The 21830-nt window shown below is 66.6% G+C and carries 17 protein-coding genes; 8 read left to right on the top strand and 9 right to left on the bottom strand.

Translation table 11 applies throughout. From position 1 onward, the window contains the following. Positions 1–182: 182 nt before the first annotated feature. Positions 183–662 carry a DUF7931 domain-containing protein gene (locus ACWCIA_RS02360; RefSeq protein WP_454160618.1) on the bottom strand — a complete coding sequence of 160 codons (480 nt, stop codon included), beginning with the start codon at positions 660–662 and terminating at the stop codon, positions 183–185. A 7-nt stretch (positions 663–669) separates the two neighbouring features. Next, on the bottom strand, positions 670–1791 hold the full coding sequence (locus ACWCIA_RS02355; RefSeq protein WP_454160616.1) for a JmjC domain-containing protein: 1122 nt from the start codon (positions 1789–1791) through the stop codon (positions 670–672). A gap of 107 nt (positions 1792–1898) precedes the next feature. On the opposite strand from ACWCIA_RS02355, the gene ACWCIA_RS02350 reads away from it, so the two are divergent. Continuing rightward, positions 1899–2447, top strand: coding sequence for an FKBP-type peptidyl-prolyl cis-trans isomerase (locus ACWCIA_RS02350; RefSeq protein ID WP_454160614.1), 549 nt, complete (start codon positions 1899–1901; stop codon positions 2445–2447). Between the two features lie 108 nt (positions 2448–2555). Here the strand turns inward: ACWCIA_RS02350 and ACWCIA_RS02345 are convergent, their stop codons facing one another. The 4 genes from ACWCIA_RS02345 to ACWCIA_RS02330 all read right to left on the bottom strand — a co-directional run bounded on the left by ACWCIA_RS02345 (position 2556) and on the right by ACWCIA_RS02330 (position 7230). Then, entirely contained in the window at positions 2556–3503 is a 948-nt protein-coding gene (locus ACWCIA_RS02345; RefSeq protein ID WP_454160612.1) for a hypothetical protein, read from the bottom strand. Further along, positions 3503–6178, bottom strand: a complete 2676-nt coding sequence (mutS, locus tag ACWCIA_RS02340; protein WP_454160610.1) for a DNA mismatch repair protein MutS — start codon at positions 6176–6178, stop codon at positions 3503–3505. The genes ACWCIA_RS02345 and mutS overlap by 1 nt, the downstream gene beginning before the upstream one ends. Positions 6179–6342: 164 nt before the next feature. Then, positions 6343–6576 (bottom strand): hypothetical protein, encoded by a 234-nt coding sequence (locus ACWCIA_RS02335; protein ID WP_454160608.1) that lies wholly within the window; start codon positions 6574–6576, stop codon positions 6343–6345. Between the two features lie 201 nt (positions 6577–6777). Next, positions 6778–7230, bottom strand: a complete 453-nt coding sequence (locus tag ACWCIA_RS02330) for a response regulator (protein WP_454160606.1) — start codon at positions 7228–7230, stop codon at positions 6778–6780. A 293-nt stretch (positions 7231–7523) separates the two neighbouring features. Between ACWCIA_RS02330 and ACWCIA_RS02325 the strand changes: the two genes are divergently transcribed. Both ACWCIA_RS02325 and ACWCIA_RS02320 read left to right on the top strand, forming a co-directional pair. Beyond that, entirely contained in the window at positions 7524–7904 is a 381-nt protein-coding gene (locus tag ACWCIA_RS02325; protein WP_454160604.1) for a hypothetical protein, read from the top strand. A gap of 149 nt (positions 7905–8053) precedes the next feature. Further along, positions 8054–11032 (top strand): ATP-binding protein, encoded by a 2979-nt coding sequence (locus tag ACWCIA_RS02320; protein WP_454160602.1) that lies wholly within the window; start codon positions 8054–8056, stop codon positions 11030–11032. A gap of 200 nt (positions 11033–11232) precedes the next feature. Here the strand turns inward: ACWCIA_RS02320 and ACWCIA_RS02315 are convergent, their stop codons facing one another. The 3 genes from ACWCIA_RS02315 to ACWCIA_RS02305 form a co-directional block, all read right to left on the bottom strand. Beyond that, positions 11233–11859: a LysE family translocator gene (locus ACWCIA_RS02315; RefSeq protein ID WP_454160600.1), complete on the bottom strand. Its 627-nt coding sequence runs from the start codon at positions 11857–11859 to the stop codon at positions 11233–11235. A gap of 184 nt (positions 11860–12043) precedes the next feature. Then, entirely contained in the window at positions 12044–14626 is a 2583-nt protein-coding gene (gene cphA / locus ACWCIA_RS02310; RefSeq protein ID WP_454160598.1) for a cyanophycin synthetase, read from the bottom strand. Positions 14627–14713: 87 nt separating this feature from the next. Then, on the bottom strand, positions 14714–16888 hold the full coding sequence (locus ACWCIA_RS02305) for a cyanophycin synthetase (protein WP_454160596.1): 2175 nt from the start codon (positions 16886–16888) through the stop codon (positions 14714–14716). Positions 16889–17180: 292 nt separating this feature from the next. On the opposite strand from ACWCIA_RS02305, the gene ACWCIA_RS02300 reads away from it, so the two are divergent. The 5 genes from ACWCIA_RS02300 to ACWCIA_RS02280 all read left to right on the top strand — a co-directional run bounded on the left by ACWCIA_RS02300 (position 17181) and on the right by ACWCIA_RS02280 (position 21634). Next, the gene (locus ACWCIA_RS02300; protein ID WP_454160595.1) at positions 17181–19466 is read left to right on the top strand and encodes a cyanophycin metabolism-associated ABC transporter; all 2286 of its coding nucleotides are present in this window, start codon (positions 17181–17183) and stop codon (positions 19464–19466) included. Continuing rightward, complete coding sequence (locus ACWCIA_RS02295; RefSeq protein ID WP_454160593.1) at positions 19466–19933, top strand: cyanophycin metabolism-associated DUF1854 family protein; 468 nt, start codon at positions 19466–19468, stop codon at positions 19931–19933. Before ACWCIA_RS02300 ends, ACWCIA_RS02295 begins: the two co-directional genes overlap by 1 nt. Before the next feature lie 212 nt (positions 19934–20145). Continuing rightward, positions 20146–20589 carry a GFA family protein gene (locus tag ACWCIA_RS02290; protein WP_454160591.1) on the top strand — a complete coding sequence of 148 codons (444 nt, stop codon included), beginning with the start codon at positions 20146–20148 and terminating at the stop codon, positions 20587–20589. 96 nt (positions 20590–20685) lie between these two features. Further along, a complete protein-coding gene (locus ACWCIA_RS02285) occupies positions 20686–21222 on the top strand; it encodes a pyridoxamine 5'-phosphate oxidase family protein (protein ID WP_454160589.1) in 537 nt (178 codons plus the stop codon). 25 nt (positions 21223–21247) lie between these two features. Further along, entirely contained in the window at positions 21248–21634 is a 387-nt protein-coding gene (locus ACWCIA_RS02280) for a VOC family protein (RefSeq protein WP_454160587.1), read from the top strand. Positions 21635–21830: the final 196 nt, after the last annotated feature.

Here is a 21830-nt window from a genome sequence, read left to right as displayed (position 1 = left end):
ACTGGTAACAGTGCCTGATAGACAACGGAACCTTCCTAACCCGATATTATAGCCAAATTTACCTAATCGCAATAGAAAACACATGCCAAAATGGAAGTATTTTGTGACTTGATAAGCTTCATTTTGTTACAAGATGCAACCGGGGCAGGAAAGTCGCCCCGCTTGTTAGTATATGCACAAAACTAGAGACCCGTAAGGGTTGCTTGCAGGACTGTTTTCGACTCTTCCCATAGAGCAGCAAAGCGGTGCGCGGGCAGTTCGACTGCCGCCGGGGCGTCGAAGGCCGCCTCGCCGCGCATGTGGGCGCTGTGGAAGCGGCGCACGGCGTGCAGGCCGTCGGCGAGGGCGAAGGAATCGGTCAGGTGGCGCAGCGAGCGCGGCGTCTGGCGGCATTCCGCCAGGTGGCTGTAATCGCGCAGCACCCACAGGAAGCGCGGGCAACGGCGTTCGATGTGGGCCGTGTCGTGCAGGGCCAGGCGCAGGGTGCCGCCGGCGCGCAGGAAGGCGCGTAGCGCCGCCTCGACGTCGACGGCGCCCAGCGGGAACACCGTGAAGTCGGGATCGAACAGGTCGAGCCGGTCCTGCGCCCGCGCCAGCAGCGCGCGCAAGTAGCTTTCGAGCTCGCGCCGCGTGTTGAAACGGGCCAGTGCCGGTTCGCTCATCGTCCCTTTACCCCAGTTCGATCCAACCGTCCGAGTACCAGGTATACAGCGCCTCGAGTACGTCGTCCGAGGCCTGGGCCAGGGCGTCGCCCGTCAGGCGCCGCTCGTTGGCCAGCACGTCTAGCACGACCTTGTCCGCGCGGCCGACGGCAAAGGATTCGCCATTGATGAAGACGTGCTTGCCGCGGTACAGCATCAGCGTCTTGGGCGACAGCTTCAGGCCCTTCCTGGCGGCCGTCTCCATGAAGCGGCCCACGGTCAGCGGCTTGGCTGGCGGCGTGAAGAATACGTTGTGCTTGGGCTCGGACATGTACTCGCCGAAGAAGATGGTCACGTCTTCCTCGTCGAAGCGCACCTTGTTCAGCTCTTCGGTGATGTTGGCCAGCATCTCGCGCGGGATCTCGGCCGGGTTCTTGGCCGGCTGCAGGTCGGGGTCGGCATAGCGGCCGGGCAGGTCGATCGAGTCAGCCATGAACTGCAGGAAGGCTTCGCCGAGCTCCTGGAAGGAGGGCGAACGGAAGCCGATCGAGTAGGTCATGCACTCGCCTTCGGCCACGCCGTCGTGCGCGTAGTGCGGCGGCAGGTAGAGCATGTCGCCCGGCTCCAGTACGAATTCTTCTTCCGGCACGAAGTTCGACAGGATCTTCAGGGGCAGGCCCTCGACCAGGGACAGGTCCTGCTGGGCGCTGATCTTCCAGCGCCGCTTGCCCTGCGCCTGCAGCAGGAAGACGTCGTAGGAATCGAAATGGGGACCGACGCCGCCGCCGTCGGTGGCATAGCTGACCATCAGGTCGTCCAGGCGCGCGTCGGGGATGAAGCGGAATTCGCGCAGGAGGGCATCGGCGCGCTCGTCGAGCAGGTTCACGCCCTGCACCAGCAGGGTCCACTCGCGCTGGGTGCGCGGCGGCAGTTCGGTGAGCGGGCCGTGCTGCATGTCCCACTGGCCATCGGCGTGGGTCACGAGGCGCGATTCGACGTGGTTTTTCGTTGCGGCTTCGGCCAGCTTGTCGAGCTTGAGCAGGGGCTTGAAGCCAGGGATGGCGCCCTTGATGAGCAGCGGCTTTTTGTGCCAGTAGTCGCGCAGGAACTGGGCGGGAGTAATATTCCCCAGGAGCTGTAATTTTTTCATGCTCCATTATAACGGGAGCACTGCGGCGGGGAGCACTGCGCGGGCACCACTGCGGACAGCCGCGTGACAAGAGTTATAATCGGCGCATTACAACGAAAGGAAATGCGATGAAGATTGCCCAGAATACGGTCGTGACGGTGAACTACAAACTGTCGGATGCGCAGAACAACCTGATCGAAGAAGGCGTGCAGCCGATGGTCTACCTGCACGGCGGCTACGAGAACACCCTGCCGAAGATCGAAGAAGAACTCGACGGCAAGGAAGCCGGCTATTCGACCACCCTGCAGGTCGAGCCGGAAGACGCGTTCGGCGACTATGACGCCGAGCTGGTCAAGGTCGAAGAGCGCAATCGCCTGCCGGAGCCGCTCGAAGTGGGCATGCAGTTCGAAGGCATGGCCGACGGCGCCGCGGACGAAGAGCCGATGATCTTCACCGTCACCGAAATCGCCGACGACAAGGTCGTCCTCGACGGTAACCACCCGCTGGCCGGCATGGCCCTGCGCTTCGAGCTGAACGTGGTCGACGTGCGTGCCGCCACCCCGGAAGAAATCGCCCACGGCCACGTGCACGGCGCCCACGGTCACCACCACGGTGAAGACGAAGGCGGCGACGACGGCGAGCCGGGCGATCATTTCCGTAGCCAGCCGCTGCATTGATGCGTGAACGGGGACCACGGGTCCCCGTTTTAATTTGCGGACGCGTAGGGTGGACGGCATCAATGCCGCAGGATAATCATAGGGTCGGGTATAGCCGTCCACCCTACGTCAGTCGGCCGCGTCCTTCAGCGTAAACAACACCTTCTCCCCCGGCGTCACCTTCACCTCGACCGCCTCGCCGCCAACCGACACGTGCCCGACGTTGCCGCGCCATTCGATCACGGGCTCCGCCTTCTTCGGCAAGGCCTCGCTGTCGACCAGCAGCACCTTGCCGTCGAACTTCTGCGCCAGCGCCTGCACCTGCTTGCGCACGGCGGCAAAACCGTCCTGGGTGGTCGGCGCCCGCCGCAGCAGGCCGCGCAGGCCCGTCGGTTCCGGTTGCAGGGGCTTGATGTCGCCCTCCGAGAACAGCACGATCGCATCGAGCTTGTCGCGCCGCGCCAGCGTGAAGAGGCGGTTCAGCCAGAAGCGGTTCGCTACCAGCCGGTCTTCGTACTCGCTGTTGCGCCCGGCCGCGGCCAGGTAGTGGTTGTTATTCGCCGGCAGGTTCACGGTGGCGTAGAGCACCTTGTCCACGCTCCAGTGCGCGTTCTCGGCATAGCTGCGAAAGCGCGGGCTCATCGATAAACGGGTGAGCGGCAGCGTCTTCGTGCCGAGCGAATTCGGGTCGCCATGGAACAGTTCGCGCATCCGGTTCAGGCGCTCGACGGCGTTCGTGCGTCCGGCCGAATTGCGGCACTCGGTCCAGTCGCTGCCGGCGGGCAGCACGATGACCGGCCGCTTCACCTTGTCCACGATGGCGCGCCGTTCCTGGTAGAGCTTGTCCCCGCACGTTTCGCTTGACGACTTGATGCCGGTGACGACCACGAAAGCGATCGACTTGTCCACCGTCTCGGCCAGTGCTTTCCTGAAACGCTCGTCGCCCGGCGCGGCGAAGCTGTGGCCGATGACGCCGAAGCGGTGGTCGTCGTCCTTGCGCACGCCGTCGCCCGCCGCCGTGGCCGGCAGCGATGCCAGGCAGAGGGCGAATGCGAGGGTAGCGGTGGGCAGGCGCATCAGGCGGCCAGGCGCTTCAGGTCGTACAGCCGCTGGAGCGCTTCGCGCGGCGTGAGCGCGTCCGGGTCGATGTCGGCCAGCGCCTCGAGCAGCTCGGACGAAGGCGCCGGGGCTGCCGGCTCAAGCTCCGCTTCCGGCTCGCTCTCGTCGCAGGGCAGCGCGAACAGGTCGAGCTGCGGCGTCGCGTCCAGCGCCTGCGACTCCAGCCGCGCCAGGTGCTTGCGCGCGGCCTTGATCACCGTTGGCGGCACGCCCGCCAGTTGCGCCACCTGCAGGCCGTAGCTTTGCGAGGCCGGGCCGTCCTGCACCGCGTGCAGGAACACAATGGTGTCCTTGTGCTCGACCGCCGACAGGTGCACGTTGGCCGCGCTCGGGTGGGTCTCGGGCAGCTGGGTCAGCTCGAAATAGTGGGTGGCGAACAGGGTGAAGCTGCGGCTGTTGTCGATCAGGTGGCGCGCGATCGCCCAGGCCAGCGCCAGGCCGTCGAAGGTCGAGGTGCCGCGCCCGACTTCGTCCATCAGCACCAGCGAGTGCTCGGTGGCGCCGTTCAGGATCGCGGCCGATTCGGTCATCTCGACCATAAAGGTCGAGCGGCCGCCGGCCAGGTCGTCGTTGGCGCCGATGCGGGTGAAGATGCGGTCGATCGGGCCGATGGTCGCGCTGGCGGCCGGCACATAGCTGCCGACATAGGCCAGCAGGACGATCAGCGCGGTCTGGCGCATGAAGGTCGACTTACCGCCCATGTTCGGGCCGGTGATGAGCAGCAGGCGCCGTTCGTTCGACAGCTTGCAGTCGTTGGCGATGAAGCGCTCGATCTGCTTTTCCACCACCGGATGGCGGCCTTCGACGATGGTGAGGCAGGGCGCATCGACCAGCTGTGGCGCGCACCAGTTGTTCTGCAGGGCGTGGCTGGTCAGGGCGACCAGGGTGTCGATCTGGGCGATGCCGGCGGCGATGCGCTGCAGGTCGCCGATGTGCGGCGCCAGGCAGACCAGCAGTTCTTCGTACAGCTGCTTTTCGCGCACCAGGGCCTTGTCCTGGGCAGACAGCGCCTTGTCCTCGAAGGCCTTCAGTTCCGGCGTGATGTAGCGCTCGGCGTTTTTGAGTGTCTGGCGGCGGCGGTAGTCGTCGGGCACCTTGTCGGTCTGGCCGTGGGTGACTTCGATATAGAAGCCGTGCACCTTGTTGTACTCGACGCGCAGGTTGGCGATCCCGGTACGGGCGCGCTCGCGGGTTTCGAGGTCGACCAGGAACTGGCCCGCGTTTTCCGACAGCGCGCGCAACTCGTCGAGTTCGGCGTCGAAGCCGCGTGCGAACACGCCGCCGTCGCGCACCATGGCGCTCGGCTCTTCGGCCACGGCGCGCGTGAGCAGGTCCAGGCAGGGCACGGGCGTATCGATCGCGTCGTGCAGCTCGCGCAGCAGGCAGGAGTCGCCCGGGATGAAGCAGCGCGCCACCTGCTGGCGGAGCGTCGGCAGCTGCTTCAAACCGTCGCGCAGGCAGGCCAGGTCGCGCGGGCGCGCCGAGGACAGGGCGATGCGCGTGGTGATGCGCTCGATGTCGGGCACCTGGGCCAGCGTGCTGGACAAGCCAGGTGTGGCCTCGCCCTGGGCCAGCGCTTCGATCGCCTCGTGACGGGAGCGCGCCACAGCCTGGTCGCGCTTCGCATGGTGCAGCCAGTGGCGCAGCAGGCGCGAACCCATCGCCGTGCGGCAGCCGTCGAGCAGCGAGAACAGGGTCGGCGCTTCCTGGCCGCGGATGGTCTCCGTGAGTTCCAGGTTGCGGCGGGTGGCGGCATCCAGGCCGATGTATTCGTTCTCGCTTTCGACCGCGAGGCTGTTCACGTGCTGCAGGCCGCGTCCTTGCGTGGACTGCGCATAGCGCAGCAGCGCGCCGGCCGCACCGAAGGCGGCGCCCAGCCCGTCGGCGCCGAAACCGGTCAGGGTGGCGACGGCCAGCTGGTCGAGCAGGGCGCGGTGGCCCTTGATCACGTCGAAATGCCAGCCGGGCACGCGCTGGGTGTGGGCGAACGGGCTGTCCTCGAACAGGGCGCCGCTCATGTCGCCACCATCGGCGCGCAGGATTTCGGCCGGGGAGATGCGCTCGAGTTCCTGCGCCAGGCGCGCTTCGCTTGCCGCCGCCTCGCCCGAGAATTCTATCAGGCGCAGCGCGCCGCTGGCCAGCGACAGCCAGGCCAGGCCGATGGTCACGGTCTTGCGGTTGGTGAGCGTGCACACGGCCAGCAGCGGGCGCTCGGCCTTTTCGGGCAGCAGGTCGGAATCGGTCAGGGTACCCGGCGTCACCACGCGCACCACCTTGCGCTCGACCGGTCCCTTGCTGGTGGCCGGGTCGCCGATCTGCTCGCAGATCGCGCAGGATTCGCCCAGCTTGACGAGTTTGCCGAGGTAGCCGTCGAGCGAATGGAAAGGCACGCCGCACATCTTGATCGGATTGCCGTTCGAGGCGCCGCGCGCGGTCAGCGTGATGCCGAGGATGCGCGCGGCCTTCTCGGCGTCTTCATGGAACAGCTCGTAGAAGTCGCCCATGCGGTAGAACACCAGCATGGTCGGGTAATCGGCCTTGATGCGCAGGTACTGCTGCATCATCGGGGTGTGCTTTTCGGACGAACCGCTCTTGGCTGCGGCGGCGTTGATTTCGGTGGGGACGGTGGTCATTTCGGTCGTGTTCGCTAAGGCAGGGCAGTGGCCGAGCCAGGACCGACATTTTAACCCCATCGGCTGGGCTGGAGCGGATGACGAAGCGATAAGCCACAATCCTGCCGGCGGCGCGGCAGATGCTGGCCGGGTCGCTGCCCGGCGAACGACGACATCAATACAACTCAGCGGGCCGACAGCCAGGCCACGCCCAGGTCGTCGTCATCGTCCTCGTCGGGTGCGGTATCGCGGATGCCGGCGCCGGACAGGATGCGCAGGATGATTTTTTCGGGGACGGCGACTTCCTCGAGGTAGTCGCGCGCGAGCTCGGCGCCGTGGGCTTTTTTGAGGCCGAGGCCGACGTCGATCAGGTGTTCGCGGTGGAGGTCGTTGCGGCGTTCCAGCTGGATATGTGTCATGGACGATCTCCCTGGTAAAAAGCTTCGAGGAACACGACCCGGTGCGGCTGGCGTCATCCGTATGCTGCCGGCCGTATCGCGGGGCGTGCGCATGGCTCCTATTGTATAGATGAGGCTTGCATCGGGGCACACGCTTCGCGCGTGTTGGCGCGTGCTGGTGCGTATTGGCGCAGGGAGACCAGGCCCGGGAGGGCGGCTGCGTCAGCTGCGCAGCAGCTTCATGACCGTGTCGATCCGGTAGGGTTTCGGCGCGAACAGGTAATTGGTCTGGCGGTCGGCCAGCAGGGCGGGCAGGGTGTAGCCGGAGGTGAGGACGATTTTGACGCGGGGATACATGTCCCTGACAGCGTCGGCCAGTTGCAGGCCGGTCATTCCGGGCATCATGATGTCCGAAAAAACGGCGTCGATGTCCTTGTCCTGCTCGAGGATTTCCAGGGCCCGCAGCGCCGAGTTGGCGACGACTACGTCCAGTCCTTCGCTGCTGAGCAGCATCTCGGCCAGGTGGGCCAGGTCTTCTTCGTCGTCGACCACGAGCACCTTGCGCAGCAGCCGGCCTGCGATGCCGGTGTCTTCCCGGTCCGCTTCCGGCCGGTGCGGCGCACCAGGGGGCGGGGGCGGGGAAAAGCGCCAGCGGATAGTCGGGATGCCTTGCACGGCAAGTCCTCCAAGCAATTGTTCAGCGCCGAGCGCAGGCCCGGTCAGGAAGAATGAAAGTATGAAGCAAAGCGGATGGACCGGGCAAACAATTGCGAATTTCGCATGACATCTTGCCGGCGAGCCTGGATCGGTTCGTCTGCGCTCGTTCAGCGTGGAAAGCTTTGCCTGAGCATGGTGGTCTCCCTTGGCCGACAAGGTAGTTCCAAGGAAAACCTGCCCGCAGGAACGGCACAAAAATAAAACGGCAGCTTACCCTTGATTTATCCGGATTCCGGCATAACCCCAGTGGTATGCCAACTCAGCGAAAATCCATCCTGGTCATCCATCCGTCGGCGCAAGACCCCGTCGGCATCCGCCGTCTGCTGGCGGACATGGGGCACGTCGCCGTCACCGTTCCGCAAGCCCAGGCTGCCCTGAAGGTACTGGGAACGATGCGCTTCGACGTGATCATGACAAACCTGTCCGGCACCGAGGCCGGGGCGGCGCGCGACTTCATCGGTCAATTGCGCATGCTCGCGCCGGGCAGCGCCGTCGTCGGCATCAACCGCAACGGGGCAGGCGCCGCCAACGAGTCCTGGCACGCCGATTGCGACGCTCTCGTCGCCGAGCCCTTGTCCCCCTCGCGCGTCCAGTGGGTGCTCGATTTCGACCTGCGCTATTTCGGAAGCTGAGCAGCAGCTGAGTAGCAGCTGAGTCTGGAAACCGGGTTTGAAAACGGAGCGGCAGCCGGGCGGCCTGCCGCACGCAAGCTTGCCGGAGATGCTATCGTTCGCCTGCGACGTTTTTTGCCGCACGCCTACAATCTCCCCAAGCTGCCACGATGCCCGACACTCCCGCTCCATTTCCCCCACCCGCTTCCGACCTCGCCTTTGCTTCCGGCGGCGGCGAGATGGGCGCATTGGTGCGCTCGCTGGACTGGTCCGCCACCGGCCTCGGGCCGGTATCAAGCTGGCCGCCGGCGCTGCGCGTCACGGTCGGCATCATGCTTGGATCGAACCAGCCCATGTATGTCGCCTGGGGCCCGCAATTGCGCCTGCTGTACAACGACAGCTACCGCGCCATCCTCGGCGCGCGCGCCAACCCGCCCGAGCGCGTCCTGGGCCAGCCCTTCCACGAAGTGTGGGCCGACGTCTGGGAAACCGTCGGCCCGATGATGGCCGCGGCCCTCGACGGCCACTGCACCTGGGCCGAGGACCATCCTTTCGTCCTGCACCGCAATGGCTACGCGGAGGAGATGTTTGCGACTTTTTCGGCCAGCCCGATCCGCGACGAGGCGGGCGCCGTGGCCGGCGTCTTCTGCGTCTGCTCCGAGACCACCGGCAAGGTGGTGTCCCAGCGCGAGCGCGACGCCGCGCTGGCGCAACTGGCGGCCAGCAAGCAGACCCTCGAGATCGCCGCCGACGCAGCCGAATTCGGCCTGTTCGAGCATGACCTGGAAAGCGGCGCGGTGACCTGGAGCGCGCGCACGCGCGCCCATTTCGGCTTGTCCCCGGACGCGCCGGTCGATGGCGGCACCCTGGGCCGCGCACTCCATCCCGGAGACCGGGAGCGGGTGCAGGGCGAGATCGCGGCGATGCTGGCGGCGCCGTCCGCCGACGCCAGGTACCAGGGAGAATACCGCGCGGTCGGGCTGGAGGACGGCGTCGTGCGCTGGATCGGCGTGCGCGGCCGCCTGTTTTTCGATGGGGCGGGCAGGCCGCGGCGGATCGTCGGCGCCACGCTCGACATCACGCAGCGCAAGGAGGCGGAAAACCAGACCAGGCTGGCGGCGCGCGAGGCGCTGGCCGCAGCCGAGGCGAATGCCAAGTTCCGCGCTTTTTTCGACCAGGCCACCAATTACGCAGCCCTGATGACGCCGGAGGGCATTGTCGTCGAGGTCAACCGCGTGGCGCTGGAGGAGGCCGGCTTCGCGCGCGAGGACGTGCTCGGGCGGCCGTTCTGGACCTGCGGCTGGTGGCAACCCTCACCGGCGCTGGCCGCCACCGTGCGTGAACTGATCGTGGCGGCGGCCGGCGGCGACAGCGTGCGCCGTACGCTGCCGTACTTCGTCGCCGGCGGCGGCGGACGCCGCAGCGATATCATGTTCGCGCCGGTTCGCGGCGGCGACGGCAGCATACTGTATGTGGCCGCGACCGGGGTCGACGTCACCGAACAGCACCATGTCGAAGAGCGCCTGCGCCTGCTCGACGAGATCGGCGAAGCGACCCGCATCGCCGCCGAGCCGAAGGCGATCATGGAGGAAGCGACGCGCCTGCTGGGCGAGCACCTGGGAGCGACCCGCGTCGCCTACGCCGACGTGGAGCCCGACAACGACCGCTTCACGATCCGCCACGACTGGCGCGTCGCCGGTGCGCTGAGCACCGCCGGCGTGTATTCGCTCGACCTGTTCGGCTCGCGCGCCACCTCGAACCTGCGCGTCGGCCGCACCCTGCTGGTGGGCGACGTCGACCGCGAACTGGCACCGGAAGACGGCGCCGAAATGTTCAACGCGATCGGCATCAAGGCGATCGTCTGCTGCCCGCTGGTCAAGGGCGGCAGGCTGGTGGCGATGATGGCGGTGCACCAGGAGCAGCCGCGCGCCTGGCTGGACGCCGAGGTGGCGCTGATCGAGGCGGTGGTGGAACGCTGCTGGGCCCACATCGAGCGGGTGCGCTCCACGGAGGCGCTGGTGGAGGCCGACCGCCGCAAATCGGAATTCCTGGCTACGCTGGCGCACGAGCTGCGCAATCCGCTGGCGCCGATCCGCAACGGCCTCGAGCTCCTGCGCCTCGGCCACGCGAAACCGGAACTGCAGGCCAACGTGCGCGCCATGATGGAGCGCCAGGTGGGCCACATGGTCCACCTGATCAACGACCTGCTCGACATCGCGCGCGTCTCCAGCGGCAAAGTGGTCCTGAAGATCGAGCGCGTCGCGCTGCAGCCGGTGGTGGCGAGCGCCATCGAGACCAGCCTGCCGCTGATCGAGGCGGCCGGCCACGCGCTGACGGTCGACTTGCCGGAGGCGCCGCTGCTGCTTGACATCGACGTCGTGCGCATCAGCCAGGTGCTCAGCAACCTGCTCTCGAACGCGGCCAAGTACACGCCGCCCGGCGGGCGGATCGCCGTGCGCGCGCGGCGCGAGGGCGGGGAAGTCGCGATCGAGGTGCTTGATGACGGCATCGGCATCGCGGCCGAATCGCTGCCGCTGGTGTTCGACATGTTCACCCAGGTGGCGCGCAGCGTCGACCGCTCGAAGGGCGGGCTGGGGATCGGCCTGGCGCTGGTGCGCCACCTGGTCCAGCTGCATGGCGGTCGCGTCACCGCCGCCAGCGCCGGGCGGGGGCAGGGCAGCCGCTTCACCGTGCGCCTGCCGCTCGGGGCAGACAGCGAGGCGCCGCAGCCCGGGGATGCGGCCGGGGGCGGTGAGGATGCAGTCCCGGCCCCGGGGCCTGCACCCTTGCGCGTGCTGGTGGCCGACGACAACGTCGACGCCGCCGGCACGCTGTGCGCGCTGCTGCACCTGGCCGGCCACCAGACCCGGGTGGCCCACGACGGCGCCGAGGCCGTGGAACTGGCAGCGCAGTTCCGTCCGCAGGTCGCCTTCCTCGACATCGGCATGCCGGTCCTCGACGGCTACGGCGCCGCGCGCGCGATCCGGGCGCTGCCGGGCCTGGAAGCGGTGCGCCTGGTCGCGCTGACGGGCTGGGGCGCCCAGGAAGACCGCCGCCGCTCGCAGGAGGCCGGGTTCGACGAGCACCTGCTCAAGCCGGCCGTTCCAGGCGAGGTGATGGCGCTGCTCGCGCGCGAAGAGCGCCGTTGACGCGCCGGCGCAGCGTTGAGCGGATGTAAGGGTTTGCGGACAGGGTGCGGCTGAACAAATGGTCAGTCCGCGTGGGCGGAGCCCACCCTACGAAAGGCGGAGCAGGGAGAATCGTAGGGTGGGCTCTGCCCACGCAGTACATCGATTGCGCAGCCGCACGGTAACGACCCGTTACCAGTGCCCGCATCGACATATCGAAATCAGCGCGACACGATCAGCTTCACGCCCAGTGCAATGAACACGCCGCCGGCCAGCCGGTCCAGCCATTTGCCGGCCCCCGGCTTGCGTTCCAGCCAGCCGCCCACCGCGCCGGCGAAATAACCGAGCAGCCCGAACAGGATCGCCGCCTGCAGCGTGAAGGTCACGCCCAGCGCGAGCATCTGGCCCGGCACGTTGCCGTTCGCGGGAATCACGAACTGCGGCAGCAGCGAGAGGAAGAACAGCACCACTTTCGGGTTGATGGCATTCGCCAGCAGGCCCTTCGTGAAGAGGCTGCGCAGAGACTGCGCCGGCGCGCCCGCGCGGGCCGCGGACTGCCCGCCCTGGCTGCGCAGCGCCCCGATTCCCAGCCAGACCAGGTACAGGCCGCCGCCCACGCGCAGCGCCGTGAACGCGGCAGGGGAGGCGGCAATGACCGCGCTCACGCCGATCACGGCCAGGAAGGTGTGGCTCAGGCAGCCCAACGCGCAGCCCAGGCCGAAGACCATGCCCTGCTTGCGGCCTTTCGACATGCCCAGGCCGAGGACCATCAGGTTGTCCGGGCCGGGGGAGGCGGTGAGCAGGATGGCGGCGAGCAGGAAGCCGAGGAATTGTTCGGGTGCGAGCATGGGAGAAATCGAGAAATCGAGCGGAGGGACGTAGGGTGGACGGGTTCCCCGTCCACGCGTTCAACCAGTACCAGATCATTCGCACCATGGCCGCGCCCAGTAATTCACCGGGCGAGTTCAAACGGGCAGGCATATCGTACGTGGATTGAACGCGTGGGCGGGAGACCCGCCCACCCTACGGGTATCAGGCTTCGGCGACCCGCTTGGCGATATGCGCCAGCGCCTCGTCCACCTGGTCGATCAGGATCAGGCACAAATCGCCTTCGCTCAACCGCGCCAGCGCGCGGTCGATCGCGACGAATTCGCCGTTGATCTCCTCGACATGGCTGGTGCGGGTGGCGCCGTCCAGCCCCTGGCGCAGCAGGGCGACCACTTCGCCGTCCGGGCGGCCGCGCTGGCACTGGTCCTGGTACAACAGCACGTCGTCGAACGCAGCGCCCAGGATCTGGGTCTGCTGGGTGATGTCCTGGTCGCGGCGGTCGCCGGCGCCGCTGATCACGACCGAACGGCGCTTGGCCGGCATGTTCTCGACCGCCGACACCAGGGCCGCGATCGCGTCCGGGTTGTGGCCGTAGTCGGCGATCAGGGTCGCGCCGCGGTAATCGAACACGTTGAAGCGGCCCGGCGCGTTGTCGCTTTCGCCGACAAAGGTCCTCAGGCCGAGGCGGATCTTGTCCCAATCGATGCCGACGGCCCATGCCGCCGCCACCGAGGCCATCACGTTCTCGACCTGGAAGCCGATGACGCCGCCTCGCGTGATCGGCACTTCCTGCAGCGTGATGCGGGTCTCGTTCTTGCCCTGCGCGCAGACGAGGAAGCCGTCTTCCACGTACACGACGCGGCGGCCCTGGGCGCGGTGCATGGCCATCAGCGGATGGCCGCCGTCCTGGGCGAAGAAGGTCACGTCGCCCCGGGTGTGCCCGGCCATCTCGGCCACCACCGGATCGGCCGCGTTCAGCACGGCCATGCCGCCTTCGATCACGTTCTGCACGATCACGCGCTTGAGCACAGCCAGGTCTTCCAGCGTCGTGATGTAGTTCAGGCCGAGGTGGTCGCCGGCGCCGATGTTGGTCACCACCGCCACCTGGCAGCGGTCGAAGGCCAGGCCTTCGCGCAGCAGGCCGCCGCGCGCGGTCTCGAACACGGCCGCGTCGACGTCAGGGTGCAGCAGCACGTTGCGCGCGCTGCGCGGGCCGCTGCAGTCGCCGCTGTCGATGCGCCGGCCCTCGATGTAGACGCCGTCGGTATTCGTCATGCCGGTGCGCAGGCCCGAGGCCGTCATCAGGTGGGCGATCAGGCGCACGGTCGTCGTCTTGCCGTTGGTGCCGGTGACGGCGACCACCGGGATGCGGCCGTCGTCGCCGTCCTTGAACATCATGTCGACGATCGCTTCGCCGACGTCGCGGCCCTTGCCGAAGGACGGGGACAAGTGCATCCGCAGGCCGGGCGCGGCGTTGACTTCGACGATGCCGCCGTTCTGTTCCTCGATCGGCTTCAGCACGCTGTCGCAGACCAGGTCGACGCCGCAGATGTCCAGGCCGACCATGTGGGCGGCGGCGATCGCGCGCGCGGCCACTTCCGGATGCACGTCGTCGGTCACGTCGGTGGCCGAGCCGCCGGTGGACAGGTTGGCGTTGTTGCGCAGGATGACGCGGCGGCCTTTCTCAGGGACCGAATCGGCCTGCAGACCCTGTTTCGCCAGGCTCCCCAGCGCGATGTCGTCGAAGCGGATCTTGGTCAGCGAGGTCGAGTGGCCGTTGCCGCGGCGTGGGTCGAGGTTGACCTGGTCGACCAGCTCGCGCACGGTGTGCACGCCGTCGCCCACCACGTTCGGCGGATCGCGGCGCGCGGCGGCCACCAGCTTGTCGCCGATGACCAGCAGGCGGTAGTCGTGGCCGGGCAGGTAGCGCTCGACCAGGATGTCGTCGCGGAATTCGCTAGCCGAATGGAAGGCGGCGGCGATCTGCTCCTTGGTCGTGATGTTGACCGTCACGCCCTTGCCCTGGTTGCCGTCCTTCGGCTTGATCACGACCGGCAGGCCGATCTCCTGGGCGGCGGCCCATGCGTCCTCCGGGTCGACCACGACGCGGCCGAGCGGCACCGGCACGCCGGCAGCGTCGAGCAGGCGCTTGGTCAGCTCCTTGTCCTGGGCGATGGTTTCGGCGATCGCGCCGGTGGCGTCGATCTCGGCGGCCTGGATGCGGCGCTGCTTGCTGCCCCAGCCGAACATCACGAGGCTGCCTTCTGTGAGGCGGCGGTAGGGGATGTTGCGTTCGATGGCTGCCTGCACGATCGAGCCGGTCGAGGGGCCGAGGCGCACGTCTTCGTCGAGGTCGCGCAATTGCGTGAGGGCGGCCTGCAGGTCGAAAGGTGCGTCGTCTCTGGCGGCGTCGATCAGCTGGCGCGCCAGGTCGAGCGCCAGGCGGCCGACGTCTTCCTCGGAATACTCGACCACGACCTGGTAGATGCCGGGTTCGACCGTCGCCGTGGTGCGCGAAAAGGTCACCGGGCAGCCGGCTTCGGCCTGCAGGGCCAGCGCCACGATTTCGAGCACTTCGGCCAGCGGCACGGGATCGAGCGCGTCTTCTTCGTGGCCGAGGGGCTGCAACTGGCCGAGCTGGGGAAAGCGCGAGCGCAGGCGCGTCTCGAAGCCGGGCAGGGCGGCGATCGATTCTTCCTCCGGAGTGCAGGCGACGATCGCCTCGACCGAGGTGTGGTGGCTCCAGAGGTTAGGGCCGCGCAAGGCCCGTACGCGAGATACTTCCATAAAACTTCATTCCTTAATGAGGGCCGCTCTTCCGCACGAGGCGGCGGGGGCGGCGCCGTGGACCCGGTGAGCCGGGCCGCGTCTTTTTCAATAAATCGTTTTCTTCGGCGTGGCGTCGAAAGCGCGCAGGCCGCCGCAGATCAGGTCCTGCGGCAGGCCGAGCGCCCAGGCGGCGGCCGTCGCGGCGAGCACGCTGGCCGGATGCTTGACGGTGGCCGGCTTGATCTTCGCGAGGTCGAGGAGCAGGGTTTCCTCGGCGCCGTCGGCCAGCACGATGTGGTTGTTGCGCGCAAAGACCACGCGTCCGCCGTTCGCACGGTGGCCGGCCATGACCGGATTCGATTCGTCCATCGCGTAGAAGATCACGGGGCCGTCGGAGAACTCGGCCAGCTTCACCACTTCCGGATCGGCGGCGTTCAGCACGGCCGCGCCTTCGGAGAGGATGACGTCGACCTGGCTGCGCACGACATTGGCCAGCGCCTCGGCATCGCGCACGTGGAATTCCTCGACCTCGGCGAGATTGCCCATGTCGGTCACCACGCCCACCGTGCAGCGGTCGTAGGGCAGGCCGCCGGCCAGGATGCTGCGCGCGTTCGATTCGAACACGGCCGCTTCCATGTTGCGGTTGATGAGCAGGCGCTCGCCCGCCGCGAAGCCGGTGCAGTCGCCTTTTTGTACCTGGCGTCCGTCGAGGTAGAGACCCTCGCCGTTGGCCACGCCCGCATGCTTGCCGGCGGCATTCAGCAGGCAGCCGAGCAGGCGCGTGATCAGGCTGGTGCCGAGGGTGCCGGTGACGCCGGCGATCGGGATGCGGCCGTTCTCGCCGTCGGCGAACAGGTGGCGCACGATGGCTTCGCCGACCTTGCGCGGCTCGCCGCTGGCCGGTTTGATATGGGCCAGCAGGCCCGGACTCGAATTGACTTCGATGATCGCGCCGCGCTGCTCGGCAAGCGGCTTCGAGATGTCTTCGCAGACGAGGTCGATGCCGGCGATGTCCAGGCCGACCACGCGTGCGGCCAGGGCCGCGACATGCGCCACCTCCGGGTGGATCAGATCGGTGACGTCGTCCGAGACGTTGCCGTTCAGCTGGATCAGCACTTTCTGTCCGGCCTGCGGAACCGATTCCGGGCTCAGGCCCTGGCGCTTCAGGTCGAGCAGGATCTCGCTGTCGTGCGGGGTGACGCGGCCGAGCGGGTGTTCCTCGGTCTCGCCGCGGCGCGGGTCGGTGTTGATCTGGGTGTCGCACAGCTGCACGACGGTCGAGACGCCGTCCCCGGTCACCCAGAGCGACTCGCCGCGCGCGGCGGCCACGACCTGCTTGCCGACGACCAGCAGGCGGTGCTCGTTGCCGGGAATGAAGCGCTCGACCAGCACGGCGCTGCTGTCGCCGGCTTCGGCGGCGATCGCGTAGGCGGCCAGCACGTCGGCCTCGCTCATCAGGTTCAGCGTCACGCCGCGGCCATGGTTGCCGTCGACGGGTTTCACCACCACCGGCAGGCCGATGTCCTGCGCTTCTTCCCAGGCCGCTTCGGCGCTGCGCACGAGGGTGCCTTCCGGTACCGGCACGCCGCAGGAGGCGAGCAGGGTCTTGGTCAGGTCCTTGTCGCTGGCGATCGATTCGCCGATGGCGCTGGTGCGGTCGGTTTCGGCGGTCCAGATGCGGCGCTGCGCGGCTCCGTGGCCGAGCTGCACGAGGTTGCCTTCGGTGAGGCGGATCGAGGGGATGCGGCGGTCGGTGGCGGCATCGACGATGTTGGCGGTCGAGGGGCCGAGGCAGTAGCGGTCGACCAGCTCGGTCAGGCGCGCCACGGTGCCGTCCATGTCGAAGGGTTCGTCATTGACCGCGGCCATCAGCAGGCGATGGCCGGCTTCCAGGGCGGCGCGGCCGACGACGGCGTCGCGGGTGCGGAAGGCCATCTTGTAGACGCCGTGCTCGCCGGTCGAGCGGGTCTTGCCGAAGCCGGTCTTCATGCCGGCCATGTTCTGCAGCTCGAGCACGATGTGTTCGAGGATGTGGCCGGCCCAGGTGCCGCTATCGAGGCGCTCGAGGAAGCCGCCGCGCTCGCCGACGCCGCAGCGATGCTCGATCAGGCCGGGCAGCCAGGCGGTCAGCCGTGCGTTGAAGCCGGGGAGTTTATTCGATGGGAAGTCTTCCAGCTCGCCGATGTCGAGCCAGGCTTCGATCACCGGGCGGTAGGTCCAGACGTTCGGACCTCGCAGGTGAGTTACACGGAGAAACTGGATGTCTTTCTTCTTTGTCATGTAATGATTTCTTGCCACCGGTATCCGCTCGTTCACCATGATGGCGTTGCCTATGTTTGCCTGCCTGTGCGCTACCGCACCCAACGCGGTATGCAGCGCACATGTTGTATACTTGCCGGGCCGAAGCTTACAGCGCCGAAACGATTTCCACCAAATGTGTTCCGGTACTACCGCTCCGCCCCTTGCAGGAACCAAAGTTTTCCTGCAATCCATGTAAACCGCTGAGCCGGTCACCGCGTTACCCCCTCTATCCAGAACATGCCCAGACATGCCCACTGCGGGCAGCAACTCAATGACAACTCAACAACTTGCTACTTCGACGCCGCTGGCGCTCGCCGCCGGGTTCTTGCCGGAAGGCTGGCACGATGACGTTCGGAAACAGCTTGCACCAGGGGAAAACGCGCTGACCGGCGTGGAGGTTGACCTCGACGCAAAATTACGTTTCAACAAAGGCGTGCTGGTCGTGACAAGCCGCCGCCTGCTGGCGCGCGCCCCGGGCGAATCGGCCTGGCGCGAGTGGGCCTTCCGGCCCGGCCTGAACCTGCGCCACCACGACCATGCCGGCGTGGGGCACCTCGAACTGGTCGACGACCAGGGCCTGCTGGCGAGCTGGCGTTTCACGCTGGGCCAGAACCTGCACGCGATCCGCGTGGTCGACGCCTTTGCCGACCAGGTAAAAAGCGTCGAGACCGGCCTGCCGGTCGTGCCGCCCGAACAGCACACCTGCCCGAGCTGCAAGGCACCGCTCGAGCCCGACCAGGAAGAGTGCCCGATCTGCGCCAAGGTCGTGCACACGCCGCCCTCGACCTGGACGCTGTTCAGGCTGTGGCGCTTCGCCATGCCTTACCGCGGCCAGCTGCTGCTCGGTTTCCTGCTGATGCTGGGCAGTACCGCGGCGCACATGATTCCGCCTTACCTGACGATGCCCCTGATGGACAACGTCCTGATCCCGTACCAGAACGGCCAGACGATCGACAACAAGCTGGTTTACCTGTACATGAGCGGGCTGCTGGGCGCCGCGATCCTGGCCTGGGCGCTGGGCTGGGCAAAGACCTATGTGCTGGCGCTCGTCTCCGAGCGCATGGGCGCGGATTTGCGCTCGACCACGTATGAACACCTGCTCAAACTGTCGCTGGAATTTTTCGGCGGCAAGCGCACGGGCGACCTGATGTCGAGGATCGGCAGCGGCTCGGACCGCATCTGCGTTTTCCTGTCACTGCACCTGCTCGACTTCCTGTCCGACGTGCTCATGATCATCATGACCGGCGTGATCCTGTTCACGATTAACCCCTGGCTGGCCTTCGTCACCCTGGTGCCGCTGCCCTTCATCGCCTGGATGATCCACGTCGTGCGCGACCGGCTGCGCACCGGCTTCGAGAAGATCGACCGCGTCTGGGGCGAGGTGACCAACGTGCTGGCCGATACCATCCCGGGCATCCGCGTGGTGAAAGCCTTTGCCCAGGAAAAGCGCGAAGCCGTGCGCTTCCGCGAAGCCAATAAACACAACCTGGCCGTCAACGACAAGCTGAACAAGGTGTGGTCGCTGTTCTCCCCGACGGTGTCCTTCCTCACCGAGCTCGGCCTGCTCGTCATCTGGTGCTTCGGCATCTGGCAGGTCTCGCGCGGCGAGATCACGGTCGGCACGCTGTCCGCCTTCATCGCCTACAGCGGCCGTTTCTATGTGCGTCTCGATTCGATGAGCCGCATCGTCTCGGTCACGCAGAAATCGGCCTCGGCCGCCAAGCGCATCTTCGACATCCTGGACCACGTCTCGAGCGTGCCGGACCCGGCCAACCCGGTGAAGGTGCCCAAGGTGCAGGGCAATATCGAGCTGCGCGAAGTCGGCTTCCGCTACGGTAACCGCGCGGTAAATCGCGGCATTTCGCTCAACATCAAGGCCGGCGAGATGGTCGGCCTGGTCGGCCACAGCGGTTCCGGTAAAAGCACCCTGGTCAACCTGATCTGCCGCTTCTACGACGTGGCCGAAGGCGCGATCCTGCTCGACGGCGTCGACATCCGTTCGTTTGCCGTGGCCGACTACCGCCGCAACATCGGCCTGGTGCTGCAGGAACCCTTCCTGTTCTTCGGCACCATTGCCGAGAACATCGCCTACGGCAAGCCGGACGCGACGCGCGAAGACATCATCGCCGCCGCCCGCGCCGCCCACGCCCACGAATTCATCCTGCGCCTGCCGCAGGGCTACGATTCGATGGTCGGCGAGCGCGGCCAGGGCCTGTCGGGCGGCGAGCGCCAGCGCATCTCCATCGCGCGCGCACTGCTGATCGACCCGCCTATCCTGATCATGGACGAGGCGACTTCGTCGGTGGACTCGGAAACCGAAAAGGAAATCCAGAAGGCGCTCGACAACCTGGTGCAGGGCCGCACCACGATCGCCATCGCGCACCGCCTGTCGACATTGCACCGCGCCGACCGCCTGGTCGTGCTCGATCGCGGCGTGGTGGTGGAAGAGGGCAGCCACGACGAACTGATGGCGCGCGAGGGCGCCTACCATCGGCTCTACGAAGCGCAGGCGCGCAACGTGGACCAGGATATGGACGATACGGACAAGGACGACTGATGAGCACCCCATTCAACCTGCGCCGCGACAGCTTCGGCAAACTCGTGTTCACGGGCGAGGACGGTGTCGACGTCGTCGGCGTCATCCCGGTGCGCGCCTTCCCGATCCAGGCGCCGACGCGCGGCATCTCCCTGGTGCGCGACGGTGGCAAGGAAGTCGCCTGGATCGACGACCTGGCCACCGCGCCCGAACAGATCCGTACGCTGGTCACTGAAGAACTTGAGGGCCGCGAATTCATTCCCGAGATCCTCACCATCCGCGGCGTGTCGAGCTTCGCCACGCCCTGCACCTGGACTGTGAAAACGGACCGTGGGGACACCGAATTCGTACTCAAGGTGGACGAGGATATCCGCCGGGTGGGCGAGGCCTCGCTGCTGATTGCGGATAACCACGGCATCAACTTCCTGGTGCGGGACATGTTCAGGATTGACAAGCACAGCAGGAAAATCCTCGATCGGTTCCTGTAATCGCCGCCGGCGGATTTCTCGACAATGTAGGGTGGACTCCTGAGTCCACCCTACATCCTTGGCGATTCCGACGCTAGTTCCCTTTTCTGCCGCTCCATTTGGCCTGCGCTAGCGCCAGCCCCATCTCCCCGTTCCGATTGGCGCGCGACGATTGCATCGCCCGCCACCCTGGCCTATGCTGGCAATGACCAACACGGCAAGGAGGGACAACCATGATCCTGCAAGGCGGCTGTTACTGCGGCGCCGTTCGCTACGTCGTCGACGGCGACACTTACCACAGCACCCTATGCCATTGCCGCGACTGCCGGCGCATCGCCGGCGCCCCGGCCGTGGCCTGGTTCAGCGCCGGCATGGCCGCGCTGCGTTTCTCGCACGGCAATCCCGCCACTTACCGGTCGAGCGCCCACGTGCTGCGCGGCTTTTGCGCGACCTGCGGCACCACGCTGACCTTCCAGGACGACCGTTATCCCGAGGAAATCGACATCGCCACGGCCAGCCTCGACGATCCGGAATCCGTCCCCCCGCAAGACCATACCTTTGTGCAGGAACGGCTGCGCTGGATGCACACGCTGGACGACTTGCCCGAGTATGCGCGCACCCGCAGCGAGGCCAGCGACGTTGCGCCATCCGGCCCCGCCAATGGTTTTTCCATCTGACCACCAAAATGATTCCATCAAGATACGGAGCGCTGTGGACACGCGCAGCTGTGTAGAGTGACCGAACCGGCCACATGGCCTTCGAGGAGACCTTCCATGGATTCGATCAACCGCAACCAGCCCGAAGAAAACCGCCGCGACCTGCAGGGAACCGAGGCACGCGCCCGCATCAAGGAAATGGCAGAGAGCGCCAAGACCTGCTTTTTCTGCACCGAGGGCGGCACCGGCGCCGATGGCGGCGTGCGGCCGATGAGCCTATTGCAAGCCGACGACGCCGGCCACCTGTGGTTCATGAGCGCCATCGACAGCCATAAAAACCTCGAGCTGGCCAACAATCCCCAAGTCAAACTGTTTTTCCAGGAAAGCACGCACGCCGGCTTCATGGAACTCGACGCGACTGTGGTCGTCTCGCAGGACAAGGCGAAGATCAAGGAGTTGTGGGACTTCACCCTGAAAACCTGGTTTACCGAAGGCCAGGACGATCCGCGCATCACCGTCCTGGAAGTGATCCCGAAAGGGGGCTACTACTGGGACAACAAGCACGGCCAGGCGGTGGCCGGCGCCAAGATGCTGGTCGGCGCGGCTATTGGCAAGACGCTGGACGATTCCATCGAGGGCAGGCTGATCCTCTGAGGCGGCGCGAGGGCGGGGAGGCCCAATGATCGAACTCGACCACGTGATCGTCTCCGCGCGCGACCGGGTGGCCGCGGCCCGCCTCTTGGCCGGCCTGCTCGACGTGCCCTGGGAACCGACGGCGCTTGGTGTCTTCGCGCCGGTCTACGTCAACGACGGTCTCACGCTCGACTTTATCAGCACCGACGAAGCCTTCCCGGTCGAGCATTTCTGCTTCCGGGTGAGCGATGCGGAGTTCGACGCCATCCTCGGGCGCATCGAGGCGGCCGGGATCGGCTGGCGGGCCAGCCCGCAGGGGCCGAACGACGGACACATCGGCAATTTCCATGGCGGGCGCAATGTGTATTGGGATGAGCCGGATGGGCATCGGTGGGAGATTCTGACGAAGAGCTACGCGCGGCGGGGTGGTTGAACGACCTGGTCTAATGCTGAGGCCAGGCAGTACGAGTGCGCGAGGGTTCCAAACGCGTGGAGTCAGGACTGTATAGCACAGACACATAGGTAACAGGTGTCTAGACACATAGGTAACACTGCCGGGTTAAATTTTAGCGGCTTTTGAGGTCGATTTGCGTCACCTCGCGGTCGCAGAAAATGACCTGGAAGATGCC

Source organism: Massilia sp. SYSU DXS3249, from assembly GCF_053668055.1.
This window is presented reverse-complemented; position numbering and strand designations above follow the sequence as displayed.